The sequence below is a fragment of the Pigmentiphaga sp. MLSB6-MA01 genome (assembly GCF_058793475.1).
Genome location: NZ_JBXAFV010000010.1, coordinates 66342 through 88867, shown reverse-complemented (window position 1 = coordinate 88867; position 22526 = coordinate 66342). Strand labels below are relative to the sequence as shown.

Here is a 22526-nt window from a genome sequence, read left to right as displayed (position 1 = left end):
CGCGTACGTGCGAGTGCTACTTGGGCAAGACCACGTTGCGCGGCTTGCCCGCGACGAAGGCTTCCAGGTTGTCCACCAGTTGGTCCGCCAGTGTCTGCATGGCTTCCTGGCTGGCCCAGGCCACGTGCGGGGTCAGGATGAAATTGGGTTGCCTGACATGCAGCAGCGGATTGGCGTCGGCAGGGGGCTCGCCGTCCGCCACGTCGAAGCCGGCACCGGCGATGGTGCCGGCGCGCAGGGCCTCGGCCAGCGCCGCCTCGTCCACCAGCCCGCCGCGCGCGGTGTTGATGAGCAGCGCGGTGGGCTTCATGGAGGCCAGTTCGGCGCGGCCGATCATGTTGCGCGTGGCGGCGCTGAGCGGCAGGTGCAGCGTGACGACGTCCGAGGTTCGCAGCAGTTCCGGCAGGGGCAGGTTGGCGATGCCCGGCTCGTCCACCGGCGAGCGGCTGGCGACGCAGGTCTCCATGCCGAAGGCGCGGCCCAGCGCGGCCACCGACCGTCCCAGCGCGCCGTAGCCCACGATGCCCAGCCGGCTGCCGGCCAGGTCGCGTATCGGATAGTCGAGGAAACAGAACTGCTGCGACCGCTGCCACCTGCCCGCTTCGACGTCGGCGGCATAGGCGCGCAGGTTGCGGCGCAGCGCTAGGATGAGCGCGAACGTATGCTCGGGCAGCGAGGCCGTGGCGTAATTGCGGATGTTGGAGACGACGATGCCGCGCTCCTGGCAGGCGGCCAGGTCGATGATGTCCGTGCCGGTCGCCGCAACGGCGATCATTTTCAGGTCTGGCAACTGGTCCAGTTCGGCGCGGCGCAGCGGTATCTTGTTGGTGACCGCGATGGAGGCATTCCGCAGGCGTGCCACCACGTCATCGCGGGACGTGATCTCGTGATCGACCCAGGCGTGGGAAAAGGCGGGCGGCCGGATGGTGGCCTGCAGGCTGGCCCGGTCCAGGAAGACGATCTTGTGCGCGTACGACATGAGAAGGCCTCTACTGAAAATCTGCAAATCCAGGATACGGCGGATCGCACATCACGCGACCCGATCCAGGATGCGGTGGATCCGGCCTTGCCGGTCCACGCGCATCGTCCCACGGGACCTGGCGCCGGGCCGCCCCAAGGCGGGTCCCGGCCCCCTTGGGGGGCAGCCGCGTAGCGGCTGGGGGCTCGCCATACTGGGCGCCCGAAGGGCGTAGGGGGAAAACTACTTCAGCAGCGATTGGCGATAGGCGTCGATGTCGCCGATGGGACGGCGCGCGACGCCCGAATCCATCGCGGCCAGCGCGACGGCCGACGCGACCTCGCTGATCAGGCGGGGATCGAACGGCGTGGGGATGAAGTAGTCGGGGCCGAATTCCAGCTTGTGGTTGGGATAGGCCTTGGCGACTTCGGGCGGAATGGGCTGCTGGGCGAGGCGGGCGATGGCGTTCACGCAGGCCAGCTTCATCTCGTCGGTGATGCGCATGGCGTCGACGTCCAGCGCGCCGCGGAACAGGAAGGGGAAGCAAAGGACGTTGTTGACCTGGTTCGGGTAGTCCGAACGTCCCGTCGCGATCAGGCAGTCCGAGCGGACGGCGCGGGCCACTTCCGGGCGGATCTCGGGTTCGGGGTTGGCCAGCGCCAGGATCAGGGGGCGCAGCGCCATGGTCGAGACCATTTCGGGCGTGAGCAATCCGGCGGCGGAACATCCCAGGAAAATGTCGGCGTCCTTGACCGCGTCGGCCAGCGTGCGCGCCGTGCTGGTCGAGGCGTAGCGTGACTTGTTGAATTCCATCGACGCGTCGCGGCCTTCGTAGACCACGCCCTTGGAATCCACGAGCAGGATGTTTTCTTTCTTCAGCCCCTGGCGCACCAGCAGGTCCAGGCACGCGATCGCCGCGGCGCCGGCGCCCGAGCAGACCAGCTTGACCCGGTCCAGCGATTTCTCGGCCAGCTTCAGGCCGTTGACGATGCCGGCGGACGCGACGATGGCCGTGCCATGCTGGTCGTCATGGAAAACCGGGATCGACATGCGTTCGGTCAGCTTGCGCTCGATGTAGAAGCATTCGGGCGCCTTGATGTCCTCGAGATTGATGCCGCCGAAAGTGGGTTCCATCATCGCGATGGCGTCGACCAGCTTGTCGGGATCCGTCTCGGCCAGTTCGATGTCGAAGACGTTGATGCCCGCGAATTTCTGGAACAGGCAGGCCTTGCCTTCCATGACCGGCTTGGCGGCGTACGGGCCGATGTTGCCCAGGCCGAGCACCGCGGTGCCATTCGAGATGACCGCCACCAGGTTCGAGCGCGACGTGTAGTAGCGCGTGGTCTGCTGATCGTTGGCGATGGCTTCGCACGCGGCGGCGACACCGGGCGAATAGGCCAGCGACAGGTCATGCTGGTTGTCGAGCGGCTTGGTGGGAACGACGGAGATTTTTCCGGGAATGGGGAACTGGTGATAGGCGAGCGCCTGATCGGTAAGCGAAGAATCCATTGTTTTATATATAGAACAGTCAGCGGCACGTGAACGAACATTGTATGCCCGGTTGAGCACGGCACGACGCTTCCCGCGGCCGGCCGGGCCGCGCGGGGCGGTGCTCCCGGGGCCGTGCGCATGGGGGATGCCGGGGCCGCGTAGCCCGGCAGATGCCAAGGAGGATGTGCTTCGCAACTATCATGCGACGCAGCATCGCGGCGTGTGGCCAAGTTCAGAGGTGGGGGGTACGCAGATCATGAACGCGGCCGTTGGCGCAGGCGAAAAGAGATGCTGCGTTACAACAAACCGGTACGGCCAGGCCCGCGGAACGCGGCGAGGCATCCGGCCTCCGCGGCGGATTCCGCCGCGTCGGTTCGCGTATTGCGGCGGGGGCGATAGTTGCGGCAAGACAACTAGTGCCGACAGGCCCCCCAAGCCCGGGCCGGCGCGTGCGTCACAGCGCGCGGAGCATGCGGGTGAGCCGCACCTTGTAGGCGGCGCGGATGTGTTCCCGCGTGATCCGTTCGGCAAGGTCGGGGTCGCGCCGTTCCAGCGCCGCCACCATTTCCTGGTGCTCGCGCGAACTGCTGTCGGCGCGTCCGGCCATGGCCAGGGTGGTGGGACCCAGCAGCGCCATCGACTCCTGCAACGAGTTGAGCGTTTTCAGCAGATAGCGGTTGTGGGCGCAGCGGTACAGCGTTTCATGGAAGAAGCGGTTGTTGATCGCGAGCTGCTCGGGCTGGCCGGCCAGGTGGGCATCGCGGTCGGCGATCTCCCGCAGGGCCGAGACTTCCACGTCGGAGGCGTGGCGCGCGGCCAGCCGCGCCGCCGTGCCTTCCAGCACCTCGCGCATGACGTACAGCTCGTTGACCATGCTCTGATCGAGTTCGGTCACGATGAGCCCGCGGCCGGATTCGTTCACGACGAGCCCTTCGCTCTCCAGGCGGCTCAGGGCTTCGCGTACCGGCGTGCGGCTCAGGCCCAGCAGCTCGGCCAGTTCGATCTCGCGCAGCCGCGTGCCGGGAGCCAGTTCGCCGGTGCGGATGGCGGTGCGCACATACTGGTAGGCCTGCTCGCTGCGCGAGCACGAGGCCTGTCCCAGGCTTTTCGCGCTAGGCGCGGCAGGCGCCGCTTTCTTTCTGGGCATGGACGGCGAAATGGCGGGTGGCAAAGCAGGGATCATAACCAAGTCCGTCCCTCGCCCCCTGCCCGCGCTCAAGGCGAGGCCGTCGCGGCCTTGGAAGGTTTGAGCAGCTTGCTCCAGCGGGCGATCTCCTCCCGCACGAAGCGGCCGAATTCCTCCGGCGAGGACACGCGGACTTCGCCGTCGATGACCTCGAAACGCTTGGCGACCTCCGGGTCCGCGAGGCTGGTGCGCAGCGCGCCGTTGATCTTGTCGATGATGGGCTTGGGCGTGCCGGCCGGCGCGAACACGCCCCACCACACCACCGCCTCGAAATCCTTGACGCCCTGTTCGGCGATGGTTCGGATGTCGGGCGCCGATTGCAGGCGCCGCAGTCCGCTCGTGGCCAGCAGCTTGGCCCGTTTGCTGTCCAGGTGGGGCTTGATCTGCGACAGGCCGGTGAAGGCCAGGTCCACATGGCCGCTGGCGACGTCGAGCATGGCGGGACCGGCGCCGCGATACGGCACGTCCAGGATGTTGGCGTGGGTGGCGGCCTTGAACAGCTCGGTCGCCATGTGGGAGGCGGATCCCTCGCCCGAGGTGGCGATGGTCAGCTTGCCCGGCTGCCTGGCAGCCAGTTCCAGCAATTGGGGGATGTCGTTGGCGGGCAGGTTGCCGCGCGCGGCCAGTCCCATCGCGTAGGTGATGACCAGGCCGACGGGCGCGAAATCGTCCGGCGTCCTGTAGGGCAGCTTGGGCAGCAGCGTGGGATTGGTGGCGAAGCTGGGGCTGACGATCAGCAGCGTATAGCCGTCGGGTTCGGCCTTGGCCACGGCCTCGGTGCCCGTCACGGTATTGCCGCCGCCGCGGTTGTCGATGATGACCGGCTGCTTGATGGTGGCCGACAGTTTGTCGGCGAAGGCGCGGGCGATGAAATCGCCGCCACCGCCGGCGGCGAACGGCACCACGATGCGGACGGGTCTTTCGGGATAGTTGTCGACCGGCGCGGCGTGGCCGGGCAAGGCGAAAGCGGCCAGACAGACCGCTGCGCCGAATGCGTGCTTCATGTCTCCTCCTGAGGGGGCCGGGTTCGTGCCCGTGGCGCCGCCGCAGGCGGTGATCGGGCTTTCTGGTATTCGTTTGAATGCAATTGTGTACTTAAGTATCCAGGAAGTAAACTGGCGACGTCGAATCCTGTTCCACGCCGCTCGGCCATGAAAAGTCCGCTCGAAGTCCTGAACAGTTATCGTCCCCACGACGGGACGTTGCACGATGCCTTCCGGAGCCGGTGCGCTGTCCGCGCGGCCGAGCCCTTCCTGATACAGGACGGCGAACGCTGGACCTGGGCCGAATTCGGGCAGCGGTACGAGCGCCTGGCACAGGCGCTGGCGGCGCGGGGGATCGGTTCCGGTTCGCGCGTGGCGGTGGCCGGGCGCAACGACAAGGCGCATGTGCTGGCGCTGTTCGCGCTGGCCCGGCTGGGGGCCACCATGGTGCCGGTCAATCCCGAGTTCGGTCCGCGCGAGATGGGCTACGCGCTGCGGCACGCCGAGGTGCAGGGCATCCTGGCCGAGGCGCGCCTGCTCGACCTGTTGCGGCCTATCGCCGCCGAATGTCCGGCGCCCCCGTGGCTGATGACGATGGATGGCCCGGCGGCCGATCCCGGGTCGCTGGCCGCCGCGCTCGCGCAGCCGGTTGCCGATGTCCCGCTGCCCACCCCGGCAGCGTCCGACACCTGCGTCATCATCTACACCTCCGGCACCACCGGTTTCCCCAAAGGCGTCATGCACAGCCAGTACAACCTGGTGACGGCCGGCGAGGCCAACGTCGCGCGCGTGCATGTGCAGCCGGACGACAGGCTGATGATCATCCTGCCGTTCTTCCACATGAATGCCTTGTTCTACTCGGTGGGCGGCGCGCTGGCGTCGGGCGCCGCCATGATCCTCGTGCCGCGCTTTTCCGCCTCCGCCTTCTGGCAGGTGGCGGCCGACAACGGCGCCACGGTGGTCAACATCATCGAGGCCATCGGCACCATCCTGGCGTCCCGCGACCGGCGCGAGTACCGGCCCGATCACCGCCTGCGCGCGGTGTACGGCGTGCGGAGAAAATCGGCGCCCGCTTTCCGCGACGAATTCGGGGTGCCGCACCTGTTCTCGGGATTCGGCATGACCGAGATCCCGGGCGTCACCTGCAATCCCTATGGCGGGCCGGACAAGCCGGGCAGCATGGGCGTGGTGGCCGGGCACCCCGATCCGGCCCGGCCCTGGGCGCGGTGCCGGGTGGTCGACGATGCCGGCCACGATGTCGGCGTGGACGAGATCGGCGAACTCTGGGTGGCCACGCCCATCGTCATGCAGGGGTATTTCCGCGACCCCGAACAGACCCGCCAGGCCTTCGCCGGCGAATGGCTCAAGACCGGCGATCTGGTCCGGCGCGACGCCGACGGCTTTTTCTTCCACGTCTCGCGCAAGAAGGACATCATCCGGCGCCGCGGTGAAAATATCGCCGCGGCCGAACTGGAGATGGTCATCAATGAACACCCCGCCGTGTTCGAGGCGGCGGCCCTGGCCGTGCCGTCCGAACTGGGCGAGGACGAGATCCTGGTAGTGGTGGCGCCGCGCCCTGGCGCGGTGGTGTCCGAGGCCGACGTGGCCGAGTGGTGCCGGGCCCGGCTGGCCGCCATCAAGGTGCCGCGCTACGTGGCGCTGCTGCCCGAACTGCCGCACACGCCCACGCACAAGATCGCCAAGAACCTGCTGCGCGACGATCCCGCCGTCAAGGAACGGACCGTGGATCTGCAAGCCTGATCCCACCGCCCGTCCGCTGCGGGCACAATGCGAACCGGACATCGAAGGAGACATGACCCATGGCCAAGCGCAAGCAACTCAAGACCGACATCTGCTGGAGTACCGAAGACAAGATCACCATCAAGGGGCTGGACCTGTGCCAGGACATCATGGGCAAGGTCTCGCTGGGCGACATGGCCTTCCTGGAAATGATGGACCGCCTGCCCGACGAGCGTGAGTCGCGTGTATTCAACGCGCTGGCGGTGATCCTGGTCGAGCATGGCATGACGCCCAGCGCCATCGTGACCCGCATGACGCTGGCGGGCGCCCCCGAGGCCATGCAGGCCGCGGTGGCGGCCGGGCTGAGCGGCCTGGGCAGCGTGTTCGTCGGCAGCATGGAGAACGCCGCCCGCATGTTGCAGGATGCCTTGCCGGATCCGGCAACGCCCGGCGACATCGCCGCCCTGGCCGTCCGCATCGTCGACGACCACGCGGCGCGCGGCCGCACGGTACCGGGCATCGGCCACCATATGCACAAGCCGGTCGATCCGCGCGCTCCGCGCCTGTTCGAGATCGCCCGCGAAAACGGTTTCGACGGCCCCTATGTGGCGCTGATGCAGGCGGTGGCCGAGGCCGCGCAGGCCCGGCTGGGCAAGAGCCTGCCGGTCAACGCCACCGGTGCCATCGCCGCCGTCGCCAGCGAACTGGGCATTCCCTGGCGCGTGGTCCGGGGCATAGGCGTCATGTCGCGAGCCATCGGGCTGGTGGCGCATGTGCTGGAAGAACTGCGCGAACCGATGGCCCGCGAGATCAAGGCCATGGTCGAGGAAGAAGCCACCGCGCATCTGCGGTGACGCCTGTTCGCCGGTACCGGGTCCGCCCCGCGCGCGGGACGGACTTCACCCTGTCGTAACTTGTATGTCACGTGGGCCTTTTAACCTCGCGGTCGGTTTAGCTGACAAAAAGCTTAAAGCCGTTTTTCCACACCACGAGATTTGAATGTCCTATCTGACAGATAAGTTGCGCGCCCCGTATCGCGAGGCGCAGGGAGAAGTCACCGTCCCCGGCCAGATGTTCGACGAGATCGTCGCCGCCAATCCCGCTCGCCGCACGCTGCTGAAAAACAGTTTCGGCCTGTCTATCCTGTCGGTGTTCGGTGCCACGTCGCTGGCGGCCTGTGGCAGCGATGGCGATTCCACGCCCGCGCCGGGCGGTGGCGGTGGCGACACCGATCCGGTCGGGCCCGACTATTCGGTCAAGTTCGAACGGCTGGCCGACAAGATAACGGCCGACACCGTGACCGTGCCCAAGGACTACGAGGTGCAGGTGCTGTACTCGGCCGGCGACAAGTGCGAAGCGGGTTCCGCCGGCTACGCCGGCACGCCCCAGTCGTGGCCGGACACCGAGACGCAGGCCGGTGGCCAGCACGACGGCATGCACTACTACGCGCTGGACGGCGTCGGCCCCAACCAGGGCGGCTTGCTGGTCCTGAACCACGAAAGCACCGATAACGCCACGCTGAACCTGACCGTGGACGGCATCAAGACGCGACTGTCGAACGTCGGTGTCTCGGTCGTCGAAATCGCGCGCGGCGACGACGGCTCGTGGGCGGTCAAGGCCAACTCCCGCTACAACAAGCGCTATACCGGCAACACGGTCTACAACGTCGGCGGCCCGGCCGCCCCGGCGGTCAACAGCACCCGCAAGGTGGTGGGTACGCTGAACAACTGCGCCAGCGGCCCGACGCCCTGGGGTACGTACCTGACCTGCGAAGAGACGACCGACAACTACCTGGATCCCACGCAGGACGAGAAGGGCTACGGCTGGGTGGTCGAGATCGATCCCTACGCGCCGGCGTCGACCGCGGTCAAGCGCACCGCCATGGGCCGCTTCGACCACGAGAACACCGCCTACATGACGAACGAGGCCAACCGCGTCGCGTTCTACATGGGCGACGACGGCACGCCCGGCTGCATCTACAAGTTCATCCCCAGCCAGGCCTACGATCCCAAGAACCGCGCCGCCAACCTGAACCTGCTGGACGAAGGCACGTTGTACGCGGCTCGCTTCAACGACGACGGCACCGGCAACTGGGTCGAGCTGACGCACGGCAAGAACAACCTTACGCTGAACGCCATCGATCCGGGCAACTACACGCAGACCGCGCCGGACAAGGCCCCCGCGCCTGTCATCGTCAACTTCGCCAGCCAGGCCGACGTCCTGATCAACACCAAGAGCGCCGCGCGCGTGGCAGGCGCGACGTTGATGGACCGTCCGGAATGGATCACGGTGGGCGTGGACAAGACCGTCTATTGCACGCTGACCAACAACGGCAGCCGCAAGCGCACCAGCGCCGCCAACCCGCGTATCAGCAACTCGCACGGCCACATCGTGCGCTGGAAGGAGCGCGGCGATTCCCCGCTGGCCACGACCTTCGAGTGGGAACTGCTGCTGCTGGCCGGCCAGGATCCGGCGGACGGCGCCGCGGCCAACGTGACCGGCAACATCCAGGGCGATGAGTTCTCCAGCCCGGATGGCATCCGCGTCGATCCGCAGGGCCGCCTGTGGGTGCAGACCGATTCGGGCACGGGCTCGAACATCACCAACATCTTCGGCAACAACTCGATGTACTACATCGACCAGGAGACGGGGGAGTCCAGGCGCTTCCTGGTGGGGCCCAAGGGTTGCGAGATCACGGGCATTGCCTATACCCCCGACCTGGCGACTTTCTTCATCAACATCCAGCACCCGAACGGCGTATGGAACACCAAGCGCGCCGGCGGCGGCGACGCGCGGTCGGCCACGATCGTGGTGAGCAGGAAGGACGGCAAGCCCGTGGGCGCCTGAGCGATCAAGGAGGGGGCGTTGCCCGAGGTTCGGGCGCACCCCCATTTACAGCCCGGATGGCCTGGCCATCCGGGTTTTTTTTCGACCCAGGTTTCCGGTTTTCTTCCATTGGCCGTGGCTTGGTTCGCGATGACCCGGGCGGGGAGGCCGCGGCCGGCCACAGGCCCCGGGGGGCCGGGGCGGATCGTTGAGTTTTGCTCCCGCTGGGTCACGAAATTTGCTTTGAACTCTCCGCGCTTGGCGACCATCATTGCCTCCCTGATCAGAAGCCCAAGGCTCAACACAGGAGATAGCATGATCGAGACAACCCCCAGTCGTTGGAGAACGGGTATCAGCCGGATGCGGCAATGGGCGGCTTGTCTTGCGGCCACGTCCTGTATCGCGAGTCCCGCCCTTGCGGAGTTCCCGGACAGACCTATCCGGATCATCGTGAGTTCGTCCCCTGGGGGCTATCTGGACATCATCTCCCGTGCCATCGGGAAGGAGTTGCAGGAGCGGTGGCGGCAGCCCGTCATCGTCGAGAACAAGCCGGGAGCCAGTGGCGTGGTGGGCGCCGTCGCGGTAAAGAATAGCCAGCCTGACGGATATACCTGGCTTGCGGCCACCGAAGCGCATCTGGTGACGAACAAGTTCACGATGAAGAACTTGCCCTACGACTATAAGCGCGACTTCGTGGGCATCTCCGTGTTGACCCGGGCCGATCAGGTGGTCGTCGCCACGAAGAGCTTTCCGGCCAATACGCTGGCCGAGCTGATCGAGATGGCGAAGCAGGATCCGAAGGGCCTGTCGTACGGTTCCTGGGGAATAGGCAGCCATCCGCATCTGTTCTATTCCAGGCTGGGCGGCATGACGAACGCGAACTTCGTGATGATTCCCTACAAGGGCGTCGCGCCGACGATGCAGGCCATGTCCGCCGGGGAAGTGCCGTTGTCGGTGATGAGCCCGGGAACCGCCAAGCCCCTGCTGGAGGCGGGTCGCCTGAAGATCCTGGCCGCGGCGGCCAGAAAGCGGCTGCCCGATCTTCCGGATGTTCCGACGACGGAAGAGCTGGGTTTTCCCGGCCTGACGTCCGCCATCTACATGGTGTTGCTGCTGCCTCGGGAAACACCGCCCGACGTCGTGGCCAAGGCCAGCAAGGCTGTACAGAGCGTCCTGAAACAACCCGACTTCGCGGCCCGGACGGTGACCGACCATGGCTTCCAGGTGGTGGCGAGCGACTCCGCGGGCGTGATCACCGAGATGGACGAGCTTGGCAAGTTGATGGCGGAGTCCGTCAAGGCCGCACAGATCATGGCGCAGTGACAATGGATCTGGGGCTGGAAGGAAAGACCGTGATGGTAACCGGGGGAAGCTCCGGAATCGGGCTCGCGTGTGCTCGCGCATTCGTGGACGAAGGGGCGAAGGTGGCTATCCTGGGCCGCCGGCCCGAGGCGCTCGAGCAAGCTCGCTCGCGGATTGCCGGCGGCGGCGACGTAGTGGCGGTGTCGGCCGATCTGTGCCGCGAGTCCGAGGCCGAGCGTGCCGTCGTCGCCGTGGAAACATTGATCGGCCCTGTCGATGTGCTCGTCAATTGTGCCGGCGCGGCGGCACGCAGCGATTACACGAAACTGGACGAAACCGCCTGGCGGGACGGCTTCGAGTCGAAGTTCATGCCCTATATCAACATGTGCACGGTGCTCCTGCGGCGGTTCCATGCGCGTCGAGACGGAAATCCTGGCGAGAACGCCGGGCTGGCCATCGTGAACGTGATCGGCAAGGGAGGCCGGGTGCCGACTTCGACGCATCTGCCAGGCGGCGCGGCCAACGCCGCCTTGATGCTGGCCACGGCGGGCCTCGCCCAGGCCTGGGGGAAGCATGGGGTGCGCATCAATGCCGTCAACCCGGCTTCCATTGCCACGGAACGTTTGACACGGCGGTTTGCCGCCGCGGTCGATGGCGCCTGGCGAACCGATGAGGAACGGATGCGGGCCTCGGCCGGCGAAATACCGTTGGGACGCTTCGGCGAGCCGAGCGAAGTAGCGGACGTCGTGCTGTTTCTTGCCAGTAAACGTGCGAGCTACGTGCTGGGCAGCGGTGTCGCCATGGATGGGGGGCTCAGGCCCCTGCTCTGAAAGGGGTTCGCCCCCTGCCACGAAAAAATTGCCAACTGGATGGGAAACATCATGCCTGAGTTTGTTCCGGTCCCGGATGCCGTGCAGCATCGGATCGTCCATTCCATCATCGATGACCGCGAGCGAGCGGTATTCAAGGTCAACCGGGGAGCGTTCACCGATCCGGAAATCCTCGATGTCGAGCACCAGAGGATCTTCGATCGCTGCTGGCTCTATCTCGCGCATGCGTCGGAGGTACGCCAGCCCGGCGACTTCATCACACGCGATGTCGTGGGCCGCCCGATTCTGCTCGTGCGCGACCCCGATGGCGCGCTCAGGGCATTCAACAACGCCTGCACGCACCGCGGGGCCGCGGTTTGCAGCGAGAAAGCGGGTTCGACGCGCAGATTTACCTGTCCCTACCACTCATGGGTGTTCGATTGTCGAGGCGAACTTGCGAACATGCCCGGACGGGAGCAACTGCCGGAGAATGCGAACGACGACGGTTCGCTGAATCTCAAGCCTGTTCCCAGGATGGAGGAATTCAAGGGATTCATCTTCATCTGCTTCGACCCTGATGTGGAGTCGCTGGTCGACTACCTGGCGGAAGCGGCGGACTATCTCGCCTATGTCGCCGACCACGGCCCGCAGGGCATGGAAGTCGTCGGCGGCACGCAGGAGTACAGCGCGAAAGCCAACTGGAAAATGTTGGCCGAGAACAGTTACGACGGCTACCACGGTCAGTTCACCCATTCCACGTACTTCGACTACATCCGCATCCGCGACGGCGAGCGGCCGAAGCGTGTGATGGGCGCCCAGGGATGGGTGAAGAATCTGGGCAATGGCCACGCCGTCGGAGAATCCATCGGCGTGGCCGGCTGGGGCCGCCCCTATGCGCGCTGGGTGCCCGGCTTTGGCGAAGAGGCCAAGCCCGAGATCGAGGCGCTGGCCGCCGAAATCCATGCCCGCCTCGGCCGGGAACGCGGCGACGTGGTCGTCAACGGCGACCGCAACGTCGTGATCTTCCCCAATCTTGTGGTGAACGACATCATGGCCGTCACGATCCGGACCTTCTACCCGACGGCGGCCGGGCAGATGAAGATCAATTCCTGGGCGCTGGCCCCGATCGGCGAATCCGAGTCGTCCCGCGACAGACGGATGAAGGGATTCGTGGAATTTCTTGGACCGGCAGGCTTCGCGACGCCCGACGACGTGGAGATGCTGGAGTCCGCGCAGAAGGGCTACGCCGCATTTCCCGACCAGTACAACGACTGCTCGCGTGGCATGCAGTCGGAACGGCCGTCGAAGACGGAAGAGCTCCAACTGAGAACGTTCTGGAGGCGGTGGCGGCAGTTGATGACGGGCAGCGGCGACAAGGCGCAACTGAAGGGAGTCTGAGCATCATGAATAGCACCGCATTGACCCGTACCGAAGCTGAAGATTTTCTCTTTCGCGAAGCCCGCCTGCTGGACGAATGGCAACTGGTGGAATGGTCCGAGCTGTTCGAGCCCGATGGCGAGTACCTCGTCCCCCCCATAGACAATCCTCGCGCCGAGGCGGGCAAGGACCTGTTCCTGGTCTATGACGACCGGCTTCGCCTGGCCGAGCGCGCCAAGCGGCTGCTCAAGAGGCAGGCCCATGCCGAGTTCCCGCATTCCGTGCTGCGGCGCATCGTCAGCAACGTGATCGTGGACGGCGCACGGGACGGCGTGACGACGGTCACCTGCAACTACGTGCTCTACCGCAGCCGCAAGGAAGGAAGCGAGGTCTTCCCGGGCTATTCGATATACGAGCTCGTCCGCGTGGCGGGCGATCGGATCTCGATCAAGCGCAAGCGCGCGGTCATCGCGTCGGATTCGCTGCGGGCGCAAGGCAGGGTTTCCATCATTCTGTGAACGGGAGGGGTGTCATGACCAAGGTTTTTCCGCGCGGGCGCGAGGCGTTCGAACTCGACCGCAGCCAGCTCGACCCTGCCCAGGGCGCATTCTTCGATCGTGTCAGCGCCGGCCCGCGCGGCCGCGTGCCCATCAACCTGCGCGCCTGGCTGCACAACGTACCCTTTGCCGAGGCCGTGGAGCCGTTTGGGCTCTATGTCTCTGAAACCGCACCGTCCATCAGCAAGCGGGAAAAGGAAATCACGGTGCTCGTCAATGCCCGCTTTTGGCAAGCCAGGTTCGAATGGGCGATGCACGTTCGCCATGCGACGAAGGCCGGTCTGACGGCTTCGGAGATCGAGGCGATCCGCGTGCGGAAGGATCCGTGCTTCGACGACAGGGGCGAAAGCCTGACCTACAGGCTGGCCGATGGCTTGCACGAGGACAGGGCGGTGGATGACGCGTTGTATCAGGAGGCATTGGCCCACTTCGGCCATGAGGGCGTCGCCGACAGGATCGGCCTGGCCGGCCTCTACACCATGATCGCGATGACGCTCAATTTCTACGACGTCGCGATACCGGAAGGCGGCGCCTGAATCCCCGTCTTTCGCATACGTCCACTCATCGAACTCCCGAGGAAGAACACATATGGCAGAAATCCTGGCCCTGGGCATCAGTCACTACCCGCCGCTTTCGGGGCACGACGAGCAGATGTCGAGCATTCTGAAGGGCATGCTGAAGAACCCGGAACTACCCGAACCGCTGCGCTCGCCCCAGGGCTGGCCGGCCGGGATGAGGGAAGAATGGGGCGATGATGAAGGGACGGCCAGTGCCAGGAAGCATCGCGAGCAGCTTGTCGGGGAGATGCGCCGTGTCCGCGCCGAGCTTGATGCCTTCAATCCCGACTTCGTGCTCATCTGGGGAGACGATCAGCACGAGAACTTCAGGGAGGACGTCGTCCCGCCCTTTTGCGTTTGCGCGCACCCCTCCTTCGCGTTCCACCCGCGTGCGGTGAACAACGTCTGGGATGAACCCCTGGAGCAGACGTTTCATGTTCCGGGGCACCAGGTTGCCGGCAAGGCGCTGGTCAAGGCACTGATCGAGGCGGAATTCGACGTCGCTTACTCGTACAAGCCGCTGCATCATCCGCTGGGCCATGCTTTCTCCAACGCGATCTTCTACCTGGATTACGACCGCAAGGGGTTTCCCTATCCGATTCTTCCGGTCACGGTGAACTCGTACGGCCGCAAGGTCATATGCCAACGGGGCAGCCGTCCCCGCTTCGACAGAAAGCTGACGGAGGACGACCTGGACCCGCCGGCGCCCACGCCCCGCCGTCTTTTCGATCTCGGTGGAGAAATCGCCCGCATTCTTGCCGCGTCGCCGTGGCGAGTGGCGATCCTGGCATCCTCGGGCTGGTCGCATGCCTTTCTCTCGGCCAAGACTCATCTTCTCTATCCCGATACCCAGGCTGACCTGCGCCTGTACGAGGCGCTCAGGACCGGGGATTACCAGACCTGGCGCGACTACCCCGCTTCGGCCATCGAGGACAGCGGCCAGCAGGAGGTCCTGAACTGGTCGTGTCTGGCCGGAGCCCTGCATGCCCTTGACCGCAAGCCCAAGGAGACGGCCTTCATCGAGACCTGGATCTTCAATTCCTCGAAGGTGTTCCTGATCGCGCCACCCGCGTGACACCTGCATCCATTGTCCAAGGAGATCGACATGACTGATTCAATCGCGGCGCTGACCGACGCGGCGACCAGCAGATTCGTCCGCATCAGGGAGGGCGACCTGGACCTGCAGGTCCACTACAACGACGCGGGCCAGGGTGCCGAAACAGTGGTCATGCTGCACGGGTCCGGGCCCGGGGCGAGCGGCTGGGCGAACTTCCATCGCAACGTCCTGCCGCTGGTGGACGCCGGCTACCGCATCGTTCTGCTCGACATGCCGGGTTGGAGCAAGAGCGACCCGATTGTCTGCACGGGTTCACGCTCGGACCTGAATGCCCGTGCCCTCAAAGGCACGATGGATGCGCTTGGAATCGACAAAGCGCACCTCATCGGCAACTCGATGGGCGCGCACAGCGCGGTCGCGTTCGCGCTTGCCCATCCCGGGCGCGTCGGCAAGCTGGTCCTGATGGGCGGCGGCACGAGCGGCAGCCAATTCGTTCCCGCCCCGACCGAGGGCATCAAGCTCATCAATGCGCTCTACCGCGATCCGACGATCGAGAACCTGAAGCGCATGATGAACGTCTTCATCTACGACGCCAGCAGCATGACCGAGGAGTTGTTCAAGGCACGACTTGACAACATGCTGGCGCGTCGCGATCACCTCGACAACTTCGTCAGGAGCCTGGAGACCAGCCCCAACCTGTATCCCGACGTCGGCCATCGTTTGCGCGAGATCGCCACGCCGGCGCTGGTGATCTGGGGACGTGACGATCGGTTCGTTCCCATGGACATCGGCCTGCGTCTGCTGTGGGGCTTGCAGCGCGCACGGCTGCACGTCTTCAGCCGCTGCGGACATTGGGCCCAGTGGGAACATGCCGACGAGTTCAACCGGATGGTGAAAGACTTTCTGGCCTGATGAGGCGCCGGCGTGTCATGTCGGGCCGAAGCCCGACTCCCTGGACCAGTCCTGGATGAGCTGATCAGTCGTCGAGCCTTCCTGGATCAGGTACTCGGAAAATGTGCCGATCGTCTCGGACAGATGCGACGTGGGCTGGCTGCTCACGTAGTAGTGACGCCGCCGCACCCCCTGCATGCCGAACGGCGCGCACAGCTTGCCGCCGATGAGATCGTCCACGACGATGAAGGTAGGCAGCAGCACGAGGCCGAGTCCTTCCTGGGCCGCCTGCAATCCGAAATACATCGGATCGAAGCGCAGTATGCGCGCCGGCGCGAGCGTCGGCCGTCCCATCGCGGCCAGCCACTGTGGCCAGGTGTAGGACTCGGTGGAGTAGGTGATCAGGGTGTGGTTGGCGATGTCGTCCACCCGTAGCGGCTTGCGGCCGTCGAGCAAGTCGGGGTGGCAGACGGGAATGATGTTTTCCTGGATGAAAGGAATCGACGTCACGCCCTCCAGCGGCGCCCATCGGCCCCTTATGCCGACGTCGAACTCTTCTTCGCGGATCGTATCCGTCGGGCGATAGGTCGCGACACGCAGATCGATATGCGGATGCCGGCGCAGGAACGTCGGCATTCGGGCCATCAGCCATCGCATGGTGAAGGTCGGCGGGGCATTGAGCCGGATCACGACGTCGGTTTCCTGATTCCGGAGGTACTCCGCGGCAAACGACAACCGGTTCAGTGCCGCAGAGGCCTCCGTCAGGAAATTGCTGCCGACGTTGGTGAGCGTGAGCTGGGCCGCGCCTCGCACGAACAACGGGCGATTGAGCCACGATTCCAACAGGGCGACCTGGCGGCTGATGGCGCCACGGGTCACGTGAAGTTCTTCGGCAGCCTTGGAAAAGCTGATGTGCCGAGCCGCGGCTTCAAAGGCGCGGACAGCGTTTAGCGGCGGTAGTTTCGACATGGACTTGACAGTGTTGAGGCTAACGATGAGCGGTCGCCATGTGCAATCTTGCACCGGCAAGGGAGCGTCCGACAACGGGGGCGATAGTTTTCCTGCCCCTGCGCGTCAATAAGTGCGTTGCTCCGCCTGTTTCGTGCGTGTCAACATGGCCGCCGCATGGATGCATATCTTTCAAGCGGAGTCGGCTGCACGATGAGCGAAGCAAAGGCAATGAAACGCCGCCACCCCTCACGGGTGGCGATCGTGACCGGTGTGGGAGCGGGCATAGGAGGGGTGGGGCGCGGCATTGCCGCGCGCCTGCTGCGCGAGGGCATGTGCGTCATGGCCGCCGATGTCGATCCGGCGGTCGAGCAAGTGATCCAGGACATTGCCCAGGCGCAGGGCATCGGTCCGGCCGGCGTGGCGTGGTTTGCGGGGGACCTCGGCTCCGAGTCGCAGGTACAGGCGATGACCGACCGCGTCATGGCGCGGTGGGGCCGGATCGACGTACTGGTCAACAACGCCGGTAGCGGCGTGATCCGGCCGTTCCTGGAGCACGATGCGGCATCGCTGGCGGCTACATTCAATCGCAACCTCTGGACGACGGTATGGTGCTGCCACAAGGTGTTGCCCCATATGGTCGAGGCCGACCATGGCCGCATCATCAATATCGGCGCCGACTCACTCAGGACCGGCATCCCCAATCATGCGGGCTACAACGCCGCGAAGGGCGGCGTGGTCGGTCTGATGGTGGGCCTGGCCCGGGAGTTCGCGCAGCACGACATCACCGTCAATACGGTATCTCCGTGCGTGATCAATACGAAGCGCCACCGTGACGCATTGGCCGCCAACAAGGAAGTGACCAAGGAGTTCGTGCGTGTGGTGCCCAAGGGACGGGGGGTGGAGATCGACGAGGTGTGCGACATGGTGGCATTCCTGGCTCGCCAGGAGAGCGCGTTCATGACGGGGCAGGACATCAGCCTCAATGGCGGAAGCGCGATGCCATGATCCATGCCGGCTTCAGTTGTGGATGCATCGACATCCATACTCATGTCGTTCCCGAGCGCTTCCCCGCGTATGCGGGAAAACATTCAAACGTCCGCTGGCCGTCGACGGTGCCGGCGCATGCGTGTCACCGGCACGTCATGATGTCGGGGTCCGTCTATCGCACGGTTGCCGATGCCTGCTGGGATGAAACGAAGCGCATGCAAGCCATGGACGAACAGCGGGTCGACAGGCAGGTGCTGTCGCCGATGCCCGAGCTGCTGTCGTACTGGCTGGCCACCGAAGATGGCGCCAACCTGGCGCGTTTCCTGAACGAAAGCATAGCGGAGATGGTGGCATCGGCGCCGGATCGATTCGTCGGGTTGGGTACCGTGCCGCTGCAGCATGTGGATACGGCGATCGGCGAACTTGAATTCCTGGTGGAGGAGCTGGGGCTCGCGGGGGTCGAGATAGGAACCAATGTCAATGGCGTGGTCTTGGGGGATCCTTGTCTTTCGCCCTTTTTCGACGCGGCGGAAAGGCTGGGCGCCGCGATTTTCGTGCACCCCTTGAGGCCTGTCGGCACTGAGCGTCTCGTGGGAGACGGGTTGGTGCAGATTCTTGCTTTCCCGGGGGAAACCGGCCTGGCGGCTGCCTCGCTGGTCACCTCGGGGTTGATGCTGCGCCACCCCCGGCTCCGCATCGCCTTCAGCCATGGGGGAGGAACGCTGGCGTCGTTGTTGCCGCGTTTGCAGCATGGATGGGAGGTGAACCCTGCCCTGCGCGACTCGATGCCCGTGGCGCCTGCCGAAGTCGTACGCCTGATGTACTACGACAACCTGGTCTACGAGACCGATGCGCTGCGGCGGCTCATTCATTGCTTCGGCGAGAGCCAGATCTGCGCCGGCACCGATTACCCGTTCCGGATCCGCGAGCGTGATCCGGTCGGGCGGATCGAGGGCAGCGGCTTGAGCGATCGTGTCCAGGCGCAATTGTGCCGCCTGAATGCGGAGCGCTGGCTCGGCATGGCGGCTGGCGAACCGGGGTGAAAACCTTCGCCGCGTATTGACGCGCGCCGCCATGTCGGGGTCCCGGCCGCCTCGCGGCAGCCCCCCGGCGAGAGGCCGGGACCTTTACTGCTGGGCGGCCTTGTGCTTCTCGATGACCTTGCCGGCCAGGTGGAAACCGGTATTGGCCGCGGGCACGCCGCAGTAGATGGCGGCCTGCACCAGCGTTTCCTCGATCACGGCGGGCTCGATACCGGCGCGCAGCGCGGCGGCCACGTGCATCTCGAACTCTTCCCAGCGGCCCAGCGCCAGCATCATCGACAGCACGGCAATGCGCCGGGTGGTGTCCTCGAAGCGGCTGGAAGTCCACACCTCGCCCCACGCATAGCGCGTGATGAAGGCCTGGAAGCGGCGGTTGAAGGGCGTGATCGCGGCGTTGCGGGCGTCGACGTAGGCCGGGCTCAGGACCTGGCGGCGGCGTGCCATGCCGTAGTCGTAGCGGTCCTGTTCGGTCTCGACCGGCGGATCGGTCAGGAATTCGACCAGGGTGTCGCAGAACTGCAGCGGCACTTCGCTGGCCGCGATGTGGGCGGCGGGCAGCATGCGGATCGTGGCGCCCGGGATCCTGCCGGCGATGAACTCGCCGGCGGCCGGCGTGGTGGAGATGTCGCGCTCGCCGGTGACGACCAGCGTGGGCACGGCGATGCGGTGCAGGTCGTCGGCCACCTGCATGTCGCGGATGGCCGCGCAGCAGCCGGTGTACCCGGTCGCGGAGGTCTGCAGGAAGGTGTTGCGCACGCGCTGGAACGCGACGTTGTTGCGCGCGACGTACTCTGGCGTGAAGAAGCGGCCCATGGCCATGTCGACGATGCTGGCCATGCCGTTGGCGCGCACGGCGTCGATGCGGGCGCGCCAGGCCTGCGGGTCCATCTGGCAGGAGGTGTTGCACAGCACGAGCCGGCGCAGGCGGCCGGGCTTGTTGATGCCGTACCACATGCCGATCATGCCGCCCAGCGATACGCCGGCGTAATCGAAAGTCTCGGCGCCGGCGGCGGTGGCGACGGCGTCCAGGTCGTTGCCCAGTTGCTCCAGCGTGTAGTCGCCGGCGGGGGCGTCCGAGGCGCCATGGCCGCGCGCGTCGAAGCGGATCACGCGGAAGTGGCGCATCAGGCGCGGCAGCACGTCGTCCCAGACCGAGAAATCGGTGCCGATGGAATTGCCCAGTACCAGCGGCGGCAGATTCTCGTCGCCGTCGCTGCGCCAGTAGATGCGGGCGTCGCCGCTGACAACGTGGGGCATGTTCTAGTCCTCCTGGATAAGGTTTTTCTGTTCCTGCCATTGGTACAGCACGGCGCTGCACATGGGCTGGCAGGCGGCTATCTGCGGCTGAGGGCCGGCCAGGGTGTCGATGTCCGCCGCGCCGAGCACGGCGGTGACTTCGGGAATCTGCTTGAGCAGTTCGGCCACGGGCGTGCGCCGGGAAATGGCCTGCTCGCACACCTGGCCGACGATGCGCTGCGCCCGGGCCGGTCCGAGCAGGGCCGACAGCCGCAGCGAGATGCCTTCCGAATAGACGACCCCGTACAGGCGGTCGATGTTCGCCTGCATGGCCTGCGCATCGACGCGCATGCCTTCGGCGATGTCGACCGCGGCGGCGATGCCGCTGGCCGCGAGGCTGAACAGGTCGGCCAGCACCGGCAGCGAGTTGGGCCAGGTGCCCAGGCCGCGTTCATGTTCGGAGGCAAGCTCGCCGGCCAGGATGGAGGCGAGCGCGGGGGCGCGATACGCGGCATCCATCAGGTACATGCTGGAAACGGGATTGCGCTTGTGCGGCATGGCCGACGATCCGCCTCGGCCTTCGCCGGCGGGTTCGAAAGCCTCGGCCACCTCGGCCTGCATGAGCAGGGAAATGTCGCGGCCGATCTTGCCCAGCGCGCCGCACAGGATGGCCAGTTCGCTGCCCAGCCGCGCCAGGCGGTCGCGTCCGCCCTGCCACGAGATCGCGGGCACGCGCAGGCCCAGCCTGTCGGCCAGCACCCGCGCGACGCGCTGGCCTTCGCCGTAGTGGGTGGCCAGCGTGCCGTTGGCGCCCCCGAATTGCAGCGTGCAGGCTTCGCCGCCCGCGCGCGCGAGCGCCACGCTGCTGCGGCCCGCGGCGTCGAGCCAGCCGGCGACCTTCCAGCCGAAGGTGACCGGGGCGGCGGGCTGGATCAGCGTGCGGCCGAGCAGAGGCGTGCGCCGATGCGCTTCGACCTGCGTGGCCAGCGCATCGCCCAGCCGGACCAGCTCGGCCCGCAGCAGGTCCAGCGACTGCCGCGCCAGCGTGACCATCGCGGTATCGGCGAGGTCCTGGCTGGTCGAGCCGTAGTGCACGTAGGCGGCGGCGCCTTCGTCGCGCCTGGCCACCGCGGCCTTGAGCATCTTGACCAGTGGAATGGCCATGGTGCCGGCCACGCGGGCATCGGCCGCCAGCTTGTCGGCGTCGAGCGAAAAAGACGAGCAGGTATCGATGATGGCCGCGGCCGCCTCGGCCGGGATGACGCCGCAATCGCGCTGCGCGGCGGCCAGTTCGGCCTCGAAGCGGACCATGGCGGCGATCACCGCCTGGTCGGTCCAGATGGCCCGGATGGCGGGCGTCGAGAAGAAGGCGTTCAGAGCGTCCATGGGAGTGCCGTGGCGGATGAGTCGAGCAGAAGAGGACGGGCATGACGATAGCACGACAGCCATATCGGGTTCCGGGGATTTCCGTAGGGAAACGGGCCATATGTCCGGGCGGAAATCGCGTCCGCCGATATCAGCCATACTTGTCCGGCCGTCATGCCGGATGAGGTCGTCCATGAACCTGCTTCATTTGAAAGCGTTGTGCGAAATCGTCGAAAAAGGCTTGCACCTGTCGCAAGCTGCCGAAGCCCTCCACCGTTCACAGCCCGCCCTGAGTCGGCAGATTCAACAACTGGAAGCGGAGCTGGGGGTCGTCCTGTTCGAGCGCAATCGCAGCCGGTTGATCCGGTTGACGGATCAAGGCCGCGAGATCGTGGAGATCGCTCGCCGCATCATGAACGACGCACGGGATATCACCCGCGTGGCCCAGGAGCGGACCGATCCCGGTCGAGGCAGCCTGACCGTGGCGACGACCCATACGCAGGCCCGGTACACGCTGCCGGCCATCATTCAGAAGTTCAAGCAGAAATACCGCGGAGTCACGCTTGGCCTGATGCAAGCCACGCCGGTCCAGTGTTGCGACCTGGTGGCCAGAGGCCAGGCCGACATCGCGATCTGCACGGAAACCGGTCCCCGCGCGGATGTCGTCCAGATTCCCTGTTATCTCCTGCCCCGGATTGTCGTCACCCCGCCCCGGCATCCCTTGCTGCGGCTTCGTCCTCCGACGCTGGAAGCGATCGCCCGTTATCCCATCATTACCTATGCCGAAGGGTTCAGTGGCAGGTCCATCGTCGATCGGGCCTTTCATGACGCGCAACTGACGCCTACGGTGATGCTGAGTGCGATTGATGCCGACGTCAGCAAGGCCTATGTCGAGATGGGATTGGGTATCGCGATACTCGCCGACGTTGCTTTTGATCCCAAACGCGACAAGCAATTGCGCCGCATTCCTGCAAACATGTTGTTCGAACCCAGCCGGCTCAACGTGGTCATTCGGCCCAAGACCTATCTCCGGGGCTATTCCCTGGATTTCATACAGATGTTCGCGCCCACGTTGACGGTCGCTCAAATTCATCAAGCGGCTTCCGCACGGGGGCTGCGGGCAGTCAGGCGGGAGCTGCCGTCGCTCTGACACGGCAGTCCGGCGACAGGCAAGGTATGCAGTAGTTGCATACTCCGCGGAAAGTTTGCA

General features: G+C 65.7%; 19 protein-coding genes and 1 pseudogene. 13 read left to right on the top strand and 7 right to left on the bottom strand.

All coding sequences use genetic code 11. The annotated features are described in order from the left end of the window. Positions 1 to 16: 16 nt before the first annotated feature. The 4 genes and pseudogenes from AC1Q6E_RS17155 to AC1Q6E_RS17140 all read right to left on the bottom strand — a co-directional run bounded on the left by AC1Q6E_RS17155 (position 17) and on the right by AC1Q6E_RS17140 (position 4639). Positions 17 to 979, bottom strand: a complete 963-nt coding sequence (locus tag AC1Q6E_RS17155) for a D-2-hydroxyacid dehydrogenase (RefSeq protein WP_296561153.1) — start codon at positions 977 to 979, stop codon at positions 17 to 19. A gap of 231 nt (positions 980 to 1210) precedes the next feature. Then, positions 1211 to 2467 (bottom strand): annotated as a pseudogene (locus AC1Q6E_RS17150) (malic enzyme-like NAD(P)-binding protein); the annotation flags it as partial. 436 nt (positions 2468 to 2903) lie between these two features. Then, entirely contained in the window at positions 2904 to 3596 is a 693-nt protein-coding gene (locus AC1Q6E_RS17145) for a GntR family transcriptional regulator (protein WP_152799039.1), read from the bottom strand. Between the two features lie 68 nt (positions 3597 to 3664). Then, positions 3665 to 4639 carry a Bug family tripartite tricarboxylate transporter substrate binding protein gene (locus AC1Q6E_RS17140; protein WP_152798365.1) on the bottom strand — a complete coding sequence of 325 codons (975 nt, stop codon included), beginning with the start codon at positions 4637 to 4639 and terminating at the stop codon, positions 3665 to 3667. Positions 4640 to 4786: 147 nt separating this feature from the next. Here AC1Q6E_RS17140 and AC1Q6E_RS17135 point away from each other — a divergent pair, with 147 nt between their 5' ends. The 10 genes from AC1Q6E_RS17135 to AC1Q6E_RS17090 all read left to right on the top strand — a co-directional run bounded on the left by AC1Q6E_RS17135 (position 4787) and on the right by AC1Q6E_RS17090 (position 15755). Further along, complete coding sequence (locus tag AC1Q6E_RS17135) at positions 4787 to 6379, top strand: class I adenylate-forming enzyme family protein (protein ID WP_296561151.1); 1593 nt, start codon at positions 4787 to 4789, stop codon at positions 6377 to 6379. A 59-nt stretch (positions 6380 to 6438) separates the two neighbouring features. Continuing rightward, on the top strand, positions 6439 to 7212 hold the full coding sequence (locus AC1Q6E_RS17130) for a citryl-CoA lyase (protein ID WP_492573164.1): 774 nt from the start codon (positions 6439 to 6441) through the stop codon (positions 7210 to 7212). A 145-nt stretch (positions 7213 to 7357) separates the two neighbouring features. Continuing rightward, positions 7358 to 9205: a PhoX family protein gene (locus AC1Q6E_RS17125; protein WP_492573163.1), complete on the top strand. Its 1848-nt coding sequence runs from the start codon at positions 7358 to 7360 to the stop codon at positions 9203 to 9205. Between the two features lie 429 nt (positions 9206 to 9634). Continuing rightward, entirely contained in the window at positions 9635 to 10507 is an 873-nt protein-coding gene (locus AC1Q6E_RS17120; protein WP_296561150.1) for a Bug family tripartite tricarboxylate transporter substrate binding protein, read from the top strand. Positions 10508 to 10509: 2 nt separating this feature from the next. Beyond that, entirely contained in the window at positions 10510 to 11316 is an 807-nt protein-coding gene (locus tag AC1Q6E_RS17115; protein WP_492573162.1) for an SDR family NAD(P)-dependent oxidoreductase, read from the top strand. A 39-nt stretch (positions 11317 to 11355) separates the two neighbouring features. Then, on the top strand, positions 11356 to 12693 hold the full coding sequence (locus tag AC1Q6E_RS17110) for an aromatic ring-hydroxylating oxygenase subunit alpha (RefSeq protein WP_492573161.1): 1338 nt from the start codon (positions 11356 to 11358) through the stop codon (positions 12691 to 12693). A 5-nt stretch (positions 12694 to 12698) separates the two neighbouring features. Beyond that, positions 12699 to 13190: an aromatic-ring-hydroxylating dioxygenase subunit beta gene (locus AC1Q6E_RS17105; protein WP_152798359.1), complete on the top strand. Its 492-nt coding sequence runs from the start codon at positions 12699 to 12701 to the stop codon at positions 13188 to 13190. Positions 13191 to 13204: 14 nt separating this feature from the next. Beyond that, positions 13205 to 13765, top strand: coding sequence for a carboxymuconolactone decarboxylase family protein (locus AC1Q6E_RS17100; protein WP_152798358.1), 561 nt, complete (start codon positions 13205 to 13207; stop codon positions 13763 to 13765). A gap of 52 nt (positions 13766 to 13817) precedes the next feature. Next, positions 13818 to 14861, top strand: a complete 1044-nt coding sequence (locus tag AC1Q6E_RS17095; protein ID WP_152798357.1) for a class III extradiol ring-cleavage dioxygenase family protein — start codon at positions 13818 to 13820, stop codon at positions 14859 to 14861. A 30-nt stretch (positions 14862 to 14891) separates the two neighbouring features. Then, a complete protein-coding gene (locus AC1Q6E_RS17090; RefSeq protein ID WP_492573160.1) occupies positions 14892 to 15755 on the top strand; it encodes an alpha/beta fold hydrolase in 864 nt (287 codons plus the stop codon). Positions 15756 to 15770: 15 nt separating this feature from the next. Here the strand turns inward: AC1Q6E_RS17090 and AC1Q6E_RS17085 are convergent, their stop codons facing one another. Further along, complete coding sequence (locus AC1Q6E_RS17085) at positions 15771 to 16703, bottom strand: LysR substrate-binding domain-containing protein (RefSeq protein WP_152798355.1); 933 nt, start codon at positions 16701 to 16703, stop codon at positions 15771 to 15773. Between the two features lie 210 nt (positions 16704 to 16913). Here AC1Q6E_RS17085 and AC1Q6E_RS17080 point away from each other — a divergent pair, with 210 nt between their 5' ends. Both AC1Q6E_RS17080 and AC1Q6E_RS17075 read left to right on the top strand, forming a co-directional pair. Further along, a complete protein-coding gene (locus AC1Q6E_RS17080) occupies positions 16914 to 17690 on the top strand; it encodes an SDR family NAD(P)-dependent oxidoreductase (RefSeq protein ID WP_296561141.1) in 777 nt (258 codons plus the stop codon). Continuing rightward, positions 17687 to 18715: an amidohydrolase family protein gene (locus AC1Q6E_RS17075; protein ID WP_492573159.1), complete on the top strand. Its 1029-nt coding sequence runs from the start codon at positions 17687 to 17689 to the stop codon at positions 18713 to 18715. Before AC1Q6E_RS17080 ends, AC1Q6E_RS17075 begins: the two co-directional genes overlap by 4 nt. An 84-nt stretch (positions 18716 to 18799) precedes the next feature. Here the strand turns inward: AC1Q6E_RS17075 and pcaDC are convergent, their stop codons facing one another. Beyond that, the gene (gene pcaDC, locus AC1Q6E_RS17070) at positions 18800 to 19972 is read right to left on the bottom strand and encodes a bifunctional 3-oxoadipate enol-lactonase/4-carboxymuconolactone decarboxylase PcaDC (protein ID WP_152798352.1); all 1173 of its coding nucleotides are present in this window, start codon (positions 19970 to 19972) and stop codon (positions 18800 to 18802) included. A 3-nt stretch (positions 19973 to 19975) separates the two neighbouring features. Next, a complete protein-coding gene (locus tag AC1Q6E_RS17065) occupies positions 19976 to 21337 on the bottom strand; it encodes a lyase family protein (protein WP_296561136.1) in 1362 nt (453 codons plus the stop codon). 172 nt (positions 21338 to 21509) lie between these two features. Between AC1Q6E_RS17065 and AC1Q6E_RS17060 the strand changes: the two genes are divergently transcribed. After that, positions 21510 to 22466, top strand: coding sequence for a LysR substrate-binding domain-containing protein (locus AC1Q6E_RS17060; protein ID WP_152798350.1), 957 nt, complete (start codon positions 21510 to 21512; stop codon positions 22464 to 22466). The last annotated feature ends 60 nt before the right edge of the window (positions 22467 to 22526 follow it).

Excerpts from the sequence above, each read along its gene's own strand:
- AC1Q6E_RS17155 (WP_296561153.1), bottom strand. The coding sequence starts at position 979 with ATGTCGTACGCGCACAAGATCGTCTTCCTGGACCGGGCCAGCCTGCAG.
- AC1Q6E_RS17145 (WP_152799039.1), bottom strand. The coding sequence starts at position 3,596 with ATGCCCAGAAAGAAAGCGGCGCCTGCCGCGCCTAGCGCGAAAAGCCTG.
- AC1Q6E_RS17140 (WP_152798365.1), bottom strand. The coding sequence starts at position 4,639 with ATGAAGCACGCATTCGGCGCAGCGGTCTGTCTGGCCGCTTTCGCCTTG.
- AC1Q6E_RS17135 (WP_296561151.1), top strand. The coding sequence starts at position 4,787 with ATGAAAAGTCCGCTCGAAGTCCTGAACAGTTATCGTCCCCACGACGGG.
- AC1Q6E_RS17130 (WP_492573164.1), top strand. The coding sequence starts at position 6,439 with ATGGCCAAGCGCAAGCAACTCAAGACCGACATCTGCTGGAGTACCGAA.
- AC1Q6E_RS17125 (WP_492573163.1), top strand. The coding sequence starts at position 7,358 with ATGTCCTATCTGACAGATAAGTTGCGCGCCCCGTATCGCGAGGCGCAG.
- AC1Q6E_RS17115 (WP_492573162.1), top strand. The coding sequence starts at position 10,510 with ATGGATCTGGGGCTGGAAGGAAAGACCGTGATGGTAACCGGGGGAAGC.
- AC1Q6E_RS17110 (WP_492573161.1), top strand. The coding sequence starts at position 11,356 with ATGGGAAACATCATGCCTGAGTTTGTTCCGGTCCCGGATGCCGTGCAG.
- AC1Q6E_RS17105 (WP_152798359.1), top strand. The coding sequence starts at position 12,699 with ATGAATAGCACCGCATTGACCCGTACCGAAGCTGAAGATTTTCTCTTT.
- AC1Q6E_RS17100 (WP_152798358.1), top strand. The coding sequence starts at position 13,205 with ATGACCAAGGTTTTTCCGCGCGGGCGCGAGGCGTTCGAACTCGACCGC.
- AC1Q6E_RS17095 (WP_152798357.1), top strand. The coding sequence starts at position 13,818 with ATGGCAGAAATCCTGGCCCTGGGCATCAGTCACTACCCGCCGCTTTCG.
- AC1Q6E_RS17090 (WP_492573160.1), top strand. The coding sequence starts at position 14,892 with ATGACTGATTCAATCGCGGCGCTGACCGACGCGGCGACCAGCAGATTC.
- AC1Q6E_RS17085 (WP_152798355.1), bottom strand. The coding sequence starts at position 16,703 with ATGTCGAAACTACCGCCGCTAAACGCTGTCCGCGCCTTTGAAGCCGCG.
- AC1Q6E_RS17080 (WP_296561141.1), top strand. The coding sequence starts at position 16,914 with ATGAAACGCCGCCACCCCTCACGGGTGGCGATCGTGACCGGTGTGGGA.
- AC1Q6E_RS17075 (WP_492573159.1), top strand. The coding sequence starts at position 17,687 with ATGATCCATGCCGGCTTCAGTTGTGGATGCATCGACATCCATACTCAT.
- pcaDC (WP_152798352.1), bottom strand. The coding sequence starts at position 19,972 with ATGCCCCACGTTGTCAGCGGCGACGCCCGCATCTACTGGCGCAGCGAC.
- AC1Q6E_RS17065 (WP_296561136.1), bottom strand. The coding sequence starts at position 21,337 with ATGGACGCTCTGAACGCCTTCTTCTCGACGCCCGCCATCCGGGCCATC.
- AC1Q6E_RS17060 (WP_152798350.1), top strand. The coding sequence starts at position 21,510 with ATGAACCTGCTTCATTTGAAAGCGTTGTGCGAAATCGTCGAAAAAGGC.